Origin of the sequence: Kineococcus glutinatus (genome assembly GCF_039542765.1) — a bacterium.
GTDB lineage: Bacteria > Actinomycetota > Actinomycetes > Actinomycetales > Kineococcaceae > Kineococcus_A > Kineococcus_A glutinatus.
The window spans coordinates 1-12,902 of record NZ_BAABIL010000146.1; the positions used below are offsets into that span (position 1 = coordinate 1).

Genomic DNA, 12,902 nt, shown 5'->3' on the forward strand with positions numbered 1-12,902 from the left:
CACCCACCCACAACCACTGCACCACAACACATCCGCACGAACACGGCGCTCGCCGTCGCCTCATGGCGCGGTCGGTGCGGCCTCGAAGCGGACGCGATCCGCGAGCAGCGCCAGGGCACGACGCAAGTGCGCCCGCGGTGCGGCTTCGGAGAGCGTGCGGCCTTGCAGGAGGACGGCGTCGCACGCCGTCGGATCATCAGGCAGCAGGACGGGATCCTCGACCCCTGCGAACCGCTCGAGGGCCTCGGTGATCCGTCGTTCCGGCGTCCGCCCGACGGCGGCGGGACGAACGCGGTTGGCGACCGCGAGCGGCCGGCCGGTCGGCGCGAGGTCCGGGAGCGCCTGCCAAGCGCGCACCATGCGCTGCAGACCGACGGGGTCGGCCGCGCCGACGACGAGGACCAGGTCGGCCGCCGCCAGGGCGGCGAGCGTGGCGCCGTTGCGCCGCAGAGCGGGCAAGTCGAAGGTGCTCTCTTCTTCCTGCTCGGCGCATGCCGCGACATCGACGACGACCCAGTGCACCGCCTGGCGAGCGATGTCGAGGATGCGCTCCAGGGCGGACGGTCGCAGCTCGTGCCACCGCGAGGGAGCCGCCGCCCCGGTCAGCACGCGCAGCCCGGGGAACACCTCGGCGGCAGCGTGGCGCAAGGTGGCGACGTCCAGCCTGCCGTCGGTCGCAGCCCGGGCGGCGGCCAGCAGGCTGGGCGCCTCGTCGAGCATGCCGAGGACCTGTCCGGTGCTGGCCCCGTAGGTGTCCGCGTCGACCAGGAGGACCTCGTCGCCCGCCGCGGCGAGCTCCGCCGCCAGGTGCACGGCGAGCGTCGTGCGGCCGGTCGAGCCGTGGGGTCCCCACAGCACCAGGACGCGGCCCGTGCCCGGCGTGACATCGACGCGCCGTCCGGCGGGGGACGGGCGCGCCCGATCGGCGTCGGCGACGCGACTGCGCGACCTCGTGGCCGCGCGCGATCCTCCCGCGCCCTCCCCCACCGCCTCGGAGACGGTGGCGGCGACCTCCGCCGCCGACGTCGAGGTGGGCAGGACGTGCTGCACGCCCAGCTGGCGCCAGCGCTTGTCGGTGGCCTCGTCGTCCACGGCGAGCAGCGCCACGACGGCGACACCGCAGGCGCGCAGGTGGGCCAGGGCCTCGGCGTCGAAGCCGGCGAGGTCGGTGCCGACGACGGCGGCGCGCGCGAGCCCCGCCGTCGCGGTGGCGAGCAGGTCGGCCACGTCGGCGCAGCGTCGGACGACGGTCACCTCGCGGCGGCAGGACTCCCAGCCCGCCACCAGCGCGGCCTCCGCGTCACCGGGCACGGCGACGAGGACGGGCAGGCTCACGACGCTCCCCCGGGGTGTGCCCCGGCCGAACCGGGCACGGGGACGACGGTCACCGCGGCGCCCGACGCCAGTGCGCCGATGACGTCCGCCACGCGCTCCTCGGGGACGACGACCTGGACCTCGCAGGTGCGCTGTGCCGCCAGGGCGGAGCCACCGCTCGAGACGGCCGAGACCTCCACGCCCTGCAGGATCTGCTCGGGGTCGGCCGTCGACGCGTCGACGGCGTCGCTCGACCCGGTGGGCCCACCCGCCTCGGCGGCGGGCGTCACCCACACGTCCACCTGCGTGCCGACCACCACCCCGGCCGGAACGCTCGGGAGGGAGAGGCTCAGGGGGCGGGCGGCGAGCCGGCGCGCACCGCCGACCGCGGACCTGGGGACGAGCTCGCCGGCACCCAGCGTGCGCAGCGCCACCCAGTCACCGTCGGGCGCGCTGGTTGCCGGCAGGTAGGCGGCCGCCGCCGCCGCCGGCAGGCGGACACGCTCCACGCGCAGGTCGGAGGAACGGATCGGCTGCCCCGCCGCCAGCGTGGAGGTCACCGCCCACACGGGAGCCGTCCGGTCGGCGGCGCTGACGACCCTGGCGCCCAGGAGCACCGAGACGAGGACGAGGGCGACGCCCACCAGGAGGCGCGGATCACCCCAGGACGGAGGCTGCAGCCGGGACGCACGGGACCGTGCAGGTGCACGGGGCGGTGTACCAGTCATGCAGGACCTCCACGGCAGAACTCGCCGGGCCCCCGCCCGGCCGTCCCATGGTGGATGGCCCGACCTCCCGATCACCGTCGGCGTCCACAGGGGTGGGCGGCCGGGCCGTGCGCCCAGCGGCTCGTGGTTACATGTGCCTCGAACCGGACCAGCCGACCGACCGCAGTGCGAGGAGGTGTCTCGATGCCACGCTTCCTGCCGCTGGCGGATGTCGCCGAGATGCTGGCCATCTCCTCCGCTCAGGCGTATGCGCTCGTCCGATCAGGTGAACTGCCGGCCATCAAGGTCGGCGGCCGCGGGCAGTGGCGCGTGGAGGAGAGCAAGCTCGAGGCCTACATCGCCCGCATGTACGCCGAGACCGAGGCCATGACCTCCGGCACGGCGTCGCTGCAGGCCGGCGCCACCTCCGACTGACCCGCCGTCAGGCACGGCCGGGCTCCCGCCTCAGCTGCGGTCGAGGACGGCGGCCAGGTCCTCCAGCACCACCGTCGTGACGCGTCCCGCACGTGCGGGCAGCTCACCCACGGGGTGCTCACCGACGTCGACGTGATCCGCCCCGATCCGTTCCAGGGTGCCGTGCAGCAGACCGGCACCCTCCACCCCGCCACGGCGCAGGAGCACCTGCACGGGGCAGCGCGCGACAGCCAGCGCCCGCAGCGCCGACCCCAGGCTCCGACGGTCCGCCACGGGTGAGCGAGCGGGCCGCGAGCGCCGGGGCAACCCCCTCACCCCGATGACCGCGCCGAGGGGCACCAGCGCGCGACCGGATCCGCCCACCTCGCGGGGCACGGACAGCAGCACCCACTGCGCAGCACAGTCCACGACCCCGCCGCGGAGGACCCGCTCCCGCCCCAGGTGCAGCTCGACGTCCACGGCCGGCTCACCGGGGCCGCCCTGCGCTGCGCGCAGCCTGTCGACGAGCGCGACCGCCGCCAGCTCCCGTCGTGCGCGGTCGGCGACCTCGGCCTCCAGCTCGCGGCGCTCCTCGGCGACCAGTTCGCCCGTGAGGTCGTCGAAGAGCTGCTCCCACCGCATCCCCCGAGCGTAGGACGGCGTACCCCCGATCAGGTGGTTGAGCACGCACGGATCCGACCGGCCCTCACGCCTCGTGTGATGCGTGCGCCGATCGAGCGGAGTTCACCCGTGACAGGCCCGACTCGGGCGACCCATCCGGTACGAAAGCGCAGCAAACGACACCAAACGAGCTCAACAGGCGCTCGTTGCACGCAAACGTCGATCATCGGAGGCCGGCATGACGTGGTGGCAACGCGCACGGGCGGTAGCCGCCGGAGCGCTGCTCACCGCCGTGCCCCTCGGCCTGGCCGCAGGTGCCGGCTGGCTCGGCGCGCCCGCCGTGCGCTCCGCGACCAGCAGCACCGCCACCGCGGCGGACCTCGTGACGGCGGCGTGCGCGCTGGCGTGCGCGGTCGTGCTGCTGTGGCTGGCCGCCGCGGTGGCCGCCACGACCGTCGCGGCGCTGCGCGCGGGACCGCGGCGGTCGGGTCAGCCCACCGGCACGGACACCGCACTGGTGCCCGCCGTCGTGCAGCGCCTCGTGGCCACCGCCGTCGGCCTGGCCATCGGTGCCGGGGCCAGCGCCGCCCACGCCGCGTCCCCGGCCGCCGAACCCGGCTGGGCGGGCACCGCGGTGGCAGCCCCGGCCGACGTCACCGGGACGGCTCCCACCGTCCCCGGCACCGCCGCACCCGTCCCGGCCCGGCTCCCGCCGCCCGCGTCACCCGCATGGCCCCCGCTCGCGTCGGCACCCGGCTCCGCACCGCCGGGGGCGCAGCGGCCCGCGGCGATCGGGGGCACCGTCGTCGTCCACCGCGGCGACACGCTCTGGTCGCTCGTCTCGGCCCACCTGCGCGCCACGGACGGGCAGGAGCGCGCCACCGGCGCGACGCGCACCGCAGCCGAGGTCCAGCGCTGGTGGGCCGCCAACCGCGACGTCATCGGCCCCGACCCCGACCTGCTCCACCCCGGGCAGGTCCTGCACGTCCCGCCCGCCCGCTGAAGACCCGCCCGCGAACCCCGACCCGCCCTGAGCCCCGAGGAGGCCCCCGTGACCACCGCCCCCATCCACCACCAGGCGCCCGCGCTGCACACCACCGGTCCGGTGCGCCGCGTCCCCGTCCCCGTGTGCGACCCGCCGCTGGCCGGCGAGCCCGGCGCCGCGACGTCGTGGGGCTCGCACGTCAGCCCGGGACAGGGTGTCCTGGCGATCAGCCTCGGCGGCCCCCGGCGCGGCTTCGACGAGTCCTTCGCCGCACCGCAGCCGACGACGACGCGCGACCTGCCGGCCACCGACCAGTGGTGCAGGCGCTACGTGCAGGTCCTCCTGGAGGTCCTCGCCGGACAGCGGCCCGCCACCCAGCTGCTGCGCTGGAGCTCCACCGACGTCTACGCGGCGCTGCAGAAGCGGGCGGCCCTCAGCGCCAGGCTCCGCCTCGGCACCGCACCCACCCGACCGCCCGCCGTGCTCTCCCTGCGCAGCTGCGCACCCCGCGACGGTGTCAGCGAGGCCGCCGCCGTGGTCCGCGACGGCGGGCGGGTGCGCGCCGTCGCGCTGCGCCTCGAGGGCTGGGACGGGCGCTGGCGGGTCACCGCCCTGGAGATGGGCTGATGCCGGCGGCCCGCCCCGCGGAGGCGGGCCGCCGGCACCGGTCAGTCCGCCTGACGCTGCCGGGCGCGACGCTGCGCCCGGTTGCCGACCTCCGCGTCGGTGCTCGCCGCATCGCCGGCGTGCACCTCCACGTCACCCTCCGCCGTCGGGGCGGTGTACTGCAGCTGCACGCGCTTGGGCTCCAGCCCCGTCGTCACCCGCTCCGGCGCCGCCGCCTGGACCTCCAGGTTGAACAGGTAACCGACCGACTCCTCCTTGATGGCCTCGGTCATGGCCTGGAAGAGGGCGTAGCCCTCCCGCTGGTACTCCACCAGCGGGTCGCGCTGCGCCATCGCGCGCAGGCCGATGCCCTCCTGGAGGTAGTCCATCTCGTACAGGTGCTCGCGCCACTTGCGGTCCAGCACCGAGAGCACGACGCGCCGCTCCAGCTCGCGCATGACCTCCGCGCCGACCCGCTCCTCGCGCTCGTCGTAGCAGTGCTGCGCGTCCGAGCGCAGCTCCTCCGACAGCAGCTCCGCCGTCACGTTGCCGCGCCCGCCGGCCGCCTCCACGACCTCCTCGACCGTCACCGAGACGGGGTAGAGGCTCTTGAGCGCCGTCCACAGCTTATCGAAGTCCCAGTCCTCCGCGAAGCCCTGGGCCGTGGCCTCGCGCACGTAGCTGCCGACGACGTCGTCGATGAAGTGGCGCACCTGCTCGTGCAGGTCCGCCCCCTCCAGCACCTGGCGGCGCTCGGCGTAGATGACCTCGCGCTGGCGGTTCAGCACGTCGTCGTACTTGAGGACGTTCTTGCGGATCTCGAAGTTGCGGCCCTCGACCTGCGCCTGCGCGCTCTGGATGGCCCGGGTCACCATCTTCGACTCGATCGGGATGTCGTCCGGGATGCCCGCGCGCGTCAGGAAGGCCTCGACCAGCCCCGCGTTGAACAACCGCATCAGGTCGTCGGTGAGCGAGAGGTAGAAGCGCGACTCCCCGGGGTCGCCCTGGCGCCCGGAGCGGCCGCGCAGCTGGTTGTCGATGCGGCGGGACTCGTGCCGCTCGGTACCCAGCACGTAGAGGCCGCCCAGCTCCTTGACCTCGTCGTGCTCGGCCTTCACCGACTCCTGGGCCGCCTCCAGGACCTGCGGCCAGGCCGCCTCGTACTCGGCGGGCGCCTCGTCCGGGTCCAGCCCGCGCTCCTTCATGGCCGTCACCGCCATGAACTCCGCGTTACCGCCGAGCATGATGTCCGTACCGCGGCCGGCCATGTTCGTGGCGACCGTCACCGCACCCCGGCGACCGGCCTGGGCCACGATCGCGGCCTCCCGCTCGTGGTGCTTGGCGTTGAGCACCTCGTGCGGCACCCCGTGCTTGGCCAGCAGCTCCGACAGGTGCTCGCTCTTGGCGACGCTGGTGGTGCCCACCAGGACCGGCTGCCCCGTCCCGTGGCGCTCGGCGATGTCCTCCACGACGGCCTCGAACTTCGCGTCCTCCGTCTTGTAGACGAGGTCCGCCTGGTCCTTGCGCACCATGGGCCGGTTCGTGGGGATCGGCACCACGCCCAGCTTGTAGATCTGGTGGAACTCCGCCGCCTCGGTGAGGGCGGTGCCCGTCATCCCCGAGAGCTTGTCGTACATGCGGAAGAAGTTCTGCAGCGTGATCGTCGCCAGCGTCTGGTTCTCGTTCTGGATCGGCACGCCCTCCTTGGCCTCGATGGCCTGGTGCATGCCCTCGTTGTAGCGCCGACCGGCGAGGATGCGACCGGTGTGCTCGTCGACGATCATGACCTCGTCGTTGACGACGACGTAGTCCTTGTCCTTCTTGAACAGCTCCTTGGCCTTGACGGCGTTGTGCATGAAGCCGATCAGGGGGGTGTTGACGCTCTCGTAGAGGTTCTCGATGCCCAGCAGGTCCTCGATGCGCTCGATGCCCGCCTCCAGGACGCCCACCGTGCGCTTCTTCTCGTCGACCTCGTAGTCGCGGTCGCGCTTCATCTGCCGCACGAGCTTGGCGAACTCGGTGTACCACTTCGTCGGCTGGTCGGCCGGACCGGAGATGATCAGCGGGGTGCGCGCCTCGTCGATGAGGATGGAGTCCACCTCGTCGACGATCGCGAAGTTGTGGCCGCGCTGGACGAGCTCCTCCGCCGACCAGGCCATGTTGTCGCGCAGGTAGTCGAAGCCGAACTCGTTGTTCGTGCCGTAGGTGATGTCCGCCGCGTACGCCTGCCGCCGCTCCGCCGGCCGCATCCGCGACAGGATGCAGTCGCTCGTCAGGCCGAGGAAGCGGTAGACGCGCCCCATGAGCTCGCTCTGGTACTCGGCCAGGTAGTCGTTGACCGTGATGACGTGCACGCCCTTGCCCGCCAGGGCGTTGAGGTACGCCGGCGCCGTCGCCACCAGGGTCTTGCCCTCGCCGGTGCGCATCTCGGCGATGTTGCCCAGGTGCAGCGCGGCGCCGCCCATGAGCTGCACGTCGAAGTGGCGGTGCCCCAGCGTGCGCCGCGCCGCCTCCCGGCACGCCGCGAAGGCCTCCGGCAGCAGCGCGTCGAGGGTCTGCCCGTCCGCGAGACGGGCCCGGAAGCGGTCCGTCTCCTCCCGCAGCTCCGCGTCGCTCATGGCGACGAAATCGTCCTCGAGGGCGTTGACCTGATCGGCGATGCGGTGCAGCCGCTTGAGGACGCGGCCTTCGCCGGTGCGGAGGACCTTCTCCAGGATGGGAGCCACGGGACCACTCTAACGACGCGGCGGCCACACCCGGTGGCCCCTGCACCACGGACCCTGCACCACGGACCCTGCACCGCGGGCCCGGCACCGCGGGCCGGGGAGCACCACCGCGGGCGGCGGTGCTCAGCCCCTCGCCGCCTCCCGCTGCGCGGCCAGCAGCCCCGCCACCTCCGCCGGCGCCTGCGGGGCCGCCAGCGCCGGCCCCTGCCCCGCGGGGGAGCCCAGCTCCCGCAGCAGCCCCGCCTGGACCGCGCTCGCCACCCCCTGCGCGACCACCCCCAGGTCCAGCGCCAGCGCCAGCTCCAGCATCCGCCCCACGGACGCCGCCGCCTCGTGCGCCGCCGGGCCCTCCAGCGCGGCCACCAGGGCGGCGTCCACCTTGAGCACGTCCACCGGCAGCTGGCGCAGCGGGGCCAGCGGGGCACCCGCCACGGCGCCGAAGCCGTCCAGCGCCAGGTGCGCCCCCGTGGCGCGCAGCGACCCCAGCCGGGCGCGCAGCAGCTCCGGGTCCCAGCCCAGCACCGACGCGGGCACGTCGAGCAGCAGGGACCCCGGCTCCAGCCCCGCCGCGTGCAGGGCCCGGCGCACCAGGTCGGGCAGCTCCGGATCGCCGAGCTGGGCCGGGGAGAGGTCGACGAACAACGCCAGCGCGGGGACCTCGGCCCGCCACAGCGCCACCTGCGCGGCGGCCGCGTGCAGCAGCCGCGGCAGCGCGCGCGCCAGGACGCCGCAGTCCTGCGCCAGCGCCAGGAACGCGGCGGGCTCCAGGACGCCGCGCTGCGGGTGGCGCCAGCGCAGCAGCGCCTCGACGGCCACCACGGCGCCGCCGTCGAGGTCGAGCACCGGCTGGTACTGCAGCTCGAACTCCTCCTCCACCCCGTCGCGGGCCAGGTCGGCCTCCAGGTCGAGCCGCAGCCGCTCCTCCTCCAGCATCCACGGCTCGAACGCCACGGCCGCGCCCGCGCCGGCCTGCTTCGCCCGGTACATCGCCACGTCGGCGCACCGCAGCAGCTCCTCCGCGCCCTGCTCGCCGGTGGCCACCGAGACGCCCGTGCTGCAGCCGACCTGCACGCTGCGCCCGCCCACCTCCACGGGCAGGGCCAGCGCCCGCGCGATGCGCCGCGCCAGCCGTCCGGCGGTGTGCAGCGGCTCCGGGTCGTGCACGAGCACCGCGAACTCGTCGCCGCCGATGCGCGCGGCCACGTCACCACCGCGCAGGCAGCGGCTCAGCCTGCGGCCCACCTGCGCGAGGACCTGGTCGCCCGCGGCGTGGCCCATCGTGTCGTTGACCGCCTTGAAGCCGTCCAGGTCGACGAACAGCACCGCCACGGCGCCGTCCCCACCCGCCGCGCGCAGCGCCGCCTCCACCCGCTGCAGGAACGTCACCCGGTTCGGCAGCCGTGTCAGGGGGTCGCAGGAGGCCTCGCGGACCGCCTGCAGGGCGTCGGCCTGGGTCAGCGCCATGCTGGCGTGCTCGGCGAACGCGAGCAGCACCGTGCGCCCCACCTCGTCCAGGGCGTCGGCACCGGTGGTCTCCACGACGAGGGCACCCACCGCGCGGCCGGTGATGTGCACCGCGACCGCCGTCGCCCGCCCGCCCGCGTCCGAGACCTCCGCGGGCCCGGGCGACACCCCGCCGACCACGTGCCCGGCCGCGGCCAGCGCCCGCTGCGCCGCGAGGGCCGGCGCCCCGGCGGAGGCCACCACCCGCAGGTCCATCCGGTGGCGGGGGTCGGCCAGCACCAGGCACACGGCGCGCCCGCCCAGCAGCTCGGAGGCGCTGGCCCCGATGCGCCGCAGCAGGTCCGGCAGCGGCTGGCGGCTGGAGATCTCGCGCTGGAACCGCAGCGAGGCGGCCAGCACCTGCTCGCGGCGGGTGACGGCCTCGTGCAGCCGGGACAGCTCCGCCGCGTCGCGCTCGCCCTCCAGGTGCATCCAGCGCTCCCGCTCGTGCCCGTGCAGCGCCAGGACGGCGAGGCCGAGCAGGCCGGTCAGCACGTCGAGGGTCGCCGCGACGTCCACGTCCACCGGCTCGTGCGCCCAGCCGGCGACGAGCGTGACACCGGCCAGACCCGGCACGGCGAACGCGCGGGCGCGCACCCGGCCCAGACCGGGCACCGCGACGTGGCCGGTGCCGTCGCGGACGACGCGCAGCATGCCCCGCAGCGGTGGGCGGCCGCCGAAGCCGACGCCGCCGTGGACGTGCTCACCCTCGAGGACGGCCACCACGTCGGCGGCCACGAAGTCGGCCACGAGCGAGACCGCCGCCCCGAAGACCGCCGCCTCGCTGCCCGCCGACCCGAGCTCGAGCAGGACGTGGCGCAGCAGACCGGCCGCCCCCGCCACCTCGCGGGGGGTCCAGGTGACCTGCTCGGGCAGGGCGGGGGCCGGGTTCACGTTCCCCCATCGACGCGCCGGGGTCCGTGCTTCGCACCAGGTCACCCACCCGGCGGCACGCCCGTGGGGTCGGCACCGGGGTCGACACCGGGGTCGACGGCCCCCGCGGCCGACGCCAGCGCCGGGGCCAGGTCCCCCGCACCGCGCACCGCGGTGCGGGCCAGCCCCAGCCACGCGGCGAGCTCGGCGAGCTCCGCGGCCAGCGCCGAGGGCGTCCCCGCCGGCGCGCCCGGCTCCGCCCACGCGGCCTGCACGCGCAGCACCCCCGCACCGCCGTCGGCCGCGCGGTCCGCCTTGAGGTCCACGCGCGCCACGAGCCGCTCGCCCAGCAGGAACGGCAGCACGTAGTAGCCGTGCACGCGGGCGGCGGCGGGGGTGTAGACCTCCAGCCGCAGCCGCATCCCCCACAGCTGCTCGGTGCGCTCGCGGTGCCACACCAGGGAGTCGAAGGGCGACAGCAGGGCGCGGGCACGCACCCGCGGCAGCGTGGCGCCGGCGTGCAGGTACGCGGGCCGGTCCCAGCCCCCCACCTCCACCGGCAGCAGCACACCGGCCTCGACCAGCTCGGCCACCGCCCGCCGCGACGGCTCCGGGCGCAGCCGGAAGTAGTCGCGCAGGCCGGCCTCGGTGGCCACGCCCGCCGCGGCCGCGGACAGCGCCACCAGCTCCCGCGCCGCCTCGGCCGGGTCCGGGTCCGGCGCCGCGAGCACCGCCGCCGGCAGCACCCGCTCGGGCAGGTCGTAGCGGCGCTCGAACTGCGCCGTGCGACCTGCGGCGGTGAGCGCACCGGCGAAGAAGAGGTGCTCGCAGGCCGTCTTCACCTGCGACCAGTTCCACCCCCAGTGCAGCCGCGGCACCGCGGCCGCCGGGGCCGCGAGCAGCGCCTCCACCTCCCGCGCCGTCAGCGGGCCGCGCTCGGCGACCACGGCCAGCACGTCGGCGAGCAGCCCGGGCGCCTCCTCGGCCACCCGGCGCACACCGCCCCAGGAATCGGTGCGCACGCGTGCCATCCGCCAGCGCAGCAACCGGTGCGTCGCCGGGGCCACCAGCGACGCCTCGTGCGCCCAGTACTCCACGATGCGCTGGCGGGGCGGACGGCAGGCCGCGTCGAGCAGCGCCCGGTCGTAGGGACCGAGCCTGCTGAAGAAGGGCAGGTAGTGGCTGCGGGCCAGGACGTTGACGGAGTCGATCTGCACGACGGCGACGCGCTCGAGCACCCGCTGCAGGTGCGCGGTCACCACCGCTGGCGGCCGGCGGCGGGAGAACCCCTGCGCGGCCAGGGCGGCGCGGCGGGCCTCCGAGGGGGTCAGCCGCGTGCGGATCAGCTGAGCTCCACGATCTTCTCGCGCACGGCGTAGACGACGGCCTCCATGCGCGAGTGCAGCTGCAGCTTCTCGAGGATGTTGCGGACGTGGTTCTTCACCGTGTTCTCGCTGATGGCCAGCTGACCGGCGATCTCCCGGTTGGGCAGGCCCCGGGAGAGCAGCCGCAGCACCTCCAGCTCCCGCGGGGTCAACCGGGGCGTGCGCACCCCGAGCTCGCGCTCCTCGTCGCGGCGGCGCATCGCGGCGAACTCGCCCAGGAGCAGCCCGGCCATCGAGGGGCTGATGAGGGACTGCCCGCCCAGGACCGCCCGGATGCCGTCGGCGACCTCCTCGGCGGGCACGTCCTTGAGCAGGTAGCCGCTCGCCCCCGCGCGCACGGCGTCGAAGAGGTCGCTCTCCTCGTCCGAGCTCGTCAACATGATGATCTTGGTGGAGGGCGCGCTGGCCTTCACGAGGGCACAGGCCTCGATGCCGGAGGTGCGGGGCATCCGCACGTCCATCAGCACCACGTCGGGCAGCAGCTCCTCGACCTTGCGCACCGCCTCGTCACCGTCGGCGGCCTCCCCCACGATCTGGATGTCCTCCTCCGTCGAGAGGACCATCTCCAGGCCGCGCCGGTGCAGCGCGTGGTCGTCGGCCACGAGCACCCGGATCGGTTGCACCGCCCCACCCCCGTCCCGTCGCGCCCCGCGGCACGCCTGCGGGGCCGCAGCGCATCCTGGCACGCGGACGGCGGTGGCGCCGTGCGGGACGGCGCCACCGCCGACGTGCGTGCCGACCAGCCGGCGGGGTCAGCTGGTGAGGGCCTCGACCGCAGCGGCCCCCTGCCGGTGCTGCGGGGCCACCCCGTCCTCCGGCGCGAGCGTCAGGCGGATCACGCCGTAGTTCCAGCCGCGCCGGCGGTACACCACGCTCGGTCGGTGCGTGGCGGAGTCGATGTAGAGGAAGAAGTCGTGCCCGACCAGCTCCATCTCGTAGAGGGCCTGGTCCAGGGACATCGGGTGGGCCACGTGGTCCTTCTCCCGGATCACGACGGGGCTGTCGCCGGGGGCCTCGTCCTCGTCCGGCGCGCCCGAGCGCGCCGCCGCGGCCTCGGCGGGCAGCGCCGCGTCGAGGTCGAGGTCCTCCCCCAGCGGCGGCACGCCACCGGCGGGCGCCAGCGCCTCGTCGCTCAGGCCCGCGGTGACCTCGCGCACGGACTTGGGGGTGTGCCGGCCGTGGTGCACCTTCTTGCGGTCGCGGGCGCGGCGCAGCCGCTCGTACAGCTTGCCGGTGGCCAGGTCGAGCGCGCCGTAGGGGTCGTCGGCGCACGCCTCCGCGCGGATCACGGGGCCCTTGGTGCGGACGGTGATCTCCACGCGCTCGCAGCTGTGCGCCTGCCGCTTGTTCGGTTCGTGGGAGAGCTCGACGTCGATCCGCTGGATCCTCGACGAGAGGGTCGACACCTTCTCGAGCTTCTCCTGCACGTGCCGGCGGAACCGCTCCGGGACGTCGGTGCGGCGACCGGTGACCACAACTTCCACGGGAACCTCCTGTTCGAGCGCTCACGGTGGTCGCGGACCCGCGACCACCGCCGGACGTCACGTCGTGCTCGGCACCACCTCCCCGGTCGGGCGCCGGGGAGGTGCGGCGCAGGAGGTGCAGCAGGCGGCTGCCATGCACAGACGCTAGACCACCCCGGCGCACGGCGACCACTCCAGCGCGGCCCGATCCCCGGCCCCCCCGACGGCCCCCCCGACGGCCCCCTCGACTGCCCCCTCGACGGCGCCCGCGCGACCCCGCGGGCGCACGGGCACCGGGATCAGCG

General features: G+C 75.4%; 11 protein-coding genes. 3 read left to right on the top strand and 8 right to left on the bottom strand.

Translation table 11 applies throughout. The annotated features are described in order from the left end of the window. Positions 1-60: 60 nt before the first annotated feature. Both ABEB16_RS06455 and ABEB16_RS06460 read right to left on the bottom strand, forming a co-directional pair. Positions 61-1,335, bottom strand: a complete 1,275-nt coding sequence (locus ABEB16_RS06455; RefSeq protein WP_345711435.1) for a CpaE/TadZ family protein — start codon at positions 1,333-1,335, stop codon at positions 61-63. Then, a complete protein-coding gene (locus tag ABEB16_RS06460; protein ID WP_345711436.1) occupies positions 1,332-1,958 on the bottom strand; it encodes an SAF domain-containing protein in 627 nt (208 codons plus the stop codon). The genes ABEB16_RS06455 and ABEB16_RS06460 overlap by 4 nt, the downstream gene beginning before the upstream one ends. 267 nt (positions 1,959-2,225) lie before the next feature. On the opposite strand from ABEB16_RS06460, the gene ABEB16_RS06465 reads away from it, so the two are divergent. Then, the gene (locus tag ABEB16_RS06465; RefSeq protein ID WP_345711437.1) at positions 2,226-2,456 is read left to right on the top strand and encodes a helix-turn-helix domain-containing protein; all 231 of its coding nucleotides are present in this window, start codon (positions 2,226-2,228) and stop codon (positions 2,454-2,456) included. A 30-nt stretch (positions 2,457-2,486) separates the two neighbouring features. Here the strand turns inward: ABEB16_RS06465 and ABEB16_RS06470 are convergent, their stop codons facing one another. Beyond that, positions 2,487-3,077, bottom strand: coding sequence for a hypothetical protein (locus tag ABEB16_RS06470; protein WP_345711438.1), 591 nt, complete (start codon positions 3,075-3,077; stop codon positions 2,487-2,489). Between the two features lie 217 nt (positions 3,078-3,294). Here ABEB16_RS06470 and ABEB16_RS06475 point away from each other — a divergent pair, with 217 nt between their 5' ends. Together ABEB16_RS06475 and ABEB16_RS06480 are read left to right on the top strand one after the other, a co-directional pair. Continuing rightward, on the top strand, positions 3,295-4,059 hold the full coding sequence (locus ABEB16_RS06475) for a LysM peptidoglycan-binding domain-containing protein (protein WP_345711439.1): 765 nt from the start codon (positions 3,295-3,297) through the stop codon (positions 4,057-4,059). Between the two features lie 48 nt (positions 4,060-4,107). Next, complete coding sequence (locus ABEB16_RS06480; RefSeq protein ID WP_345711440.1) at positions 4,108-4,668, top strand: Rv3235 family protein; 561 nt, start codon at positions 4,108-4,110, stop codon at positions 4,666-4,668. Positions 4,669-4,709: 41 nt separating this feature from the next. Here the strand turns inward: ABEB16_RS06480 and secA are convergent, their stop codons facing one another. The 5 genes from secA to hpf form a co-directional block, all read right to left on the bottom strand. Beyond that, positions 4,710-7,373 (bottom strand): preprotein translocase subunit SecA, encoded by a 2,664-nt coding sequence (gene secA / locus ABEB16_RS06485; RefSeq protein WP_345711441.1) that lies wholly within the window; start codon positions 7,371-7,373, stop codon positions 4,710-4,712. 123 nt (positions 7,374-7,496) lie between these two features. Then, on the bottom strand, positions 7,497-9,770 hold the full coding sequence (locus ABEB16_RS06490; protein ID WP_345711442.1) for a putative bifunctional diguanylate cyclase/phosphodiesterase: 2,274 nt from the start codon (positions 9,768-9,770) through the stop codon (positions 7,497-7,499). Between the two features lie 41 nt (positions 9,771-9,811). Then, the gene (locus ABEB16_RS06495) at positions 9,812-11,080 is read right to left on the bottom strand and encodes a winged helix-turn-helix domain-containing protein (RefSeq protein ID WP_425560116.1); all 1,269 of its coding nucleotides are present in this window, start codon (positions 11,078-11,080) and stop codon (positions 9,812-9,814) included. 11 nt (positions 11,081-11,091) lie between these two features. Next, on the bottom strand, positions 11,092-11,820 hold the full coding sequence (locus ABEB16_RS06500; protein ID WP_425560115.1) for a response regulator: 729 nt from the start codon (positions 11,818-11,820) through the stop codon (positions 11,092-11,094). A gap of 66 nt (positions 11,821-11,886) precedes the next feature. Then, positions 11,887-12,618: a ribosome hibernation-promoting factor, HPF/YfiA family gene (gene hpf, locus ABEB16_RS06505; protein ID WP_345711444.1), complete on the bottom strand. Its 732-nt coding sequence runs from the start codon at positions 12,616-12,618 to the stop codon at positions 11,887-11,889. Positions 12,619-12,902 lie beyond the last annotated feature (284 nt).

What these genes read in the sequence shown, in the direction of transcription:
- ABEB16_RS06465 (WP_345711437.1), top strand. Translation starts at nt 2,226, where the DNA reads ATGCCACGCTTCCTGCCGCTGGCGGATGTCGCCGAGATGCTGGCCATC.
- ABEB16_RS06470 (WP_345711438.1), bottom strand. Translation starts at nt 3,077, where the DNA reads ATGCGGTGGGAGCAGCTCTTCGACGACCTCACGGGCGAACTGGTCGCC.
- ABEB16_RS06475 (WP_345711439.1), top strand. Translation starts at nt 3,295, where the DNA reads ATGACGTGGTGGCAACGCGCACGGGCGGTAGCCGCCGGAGCGCTGCTC.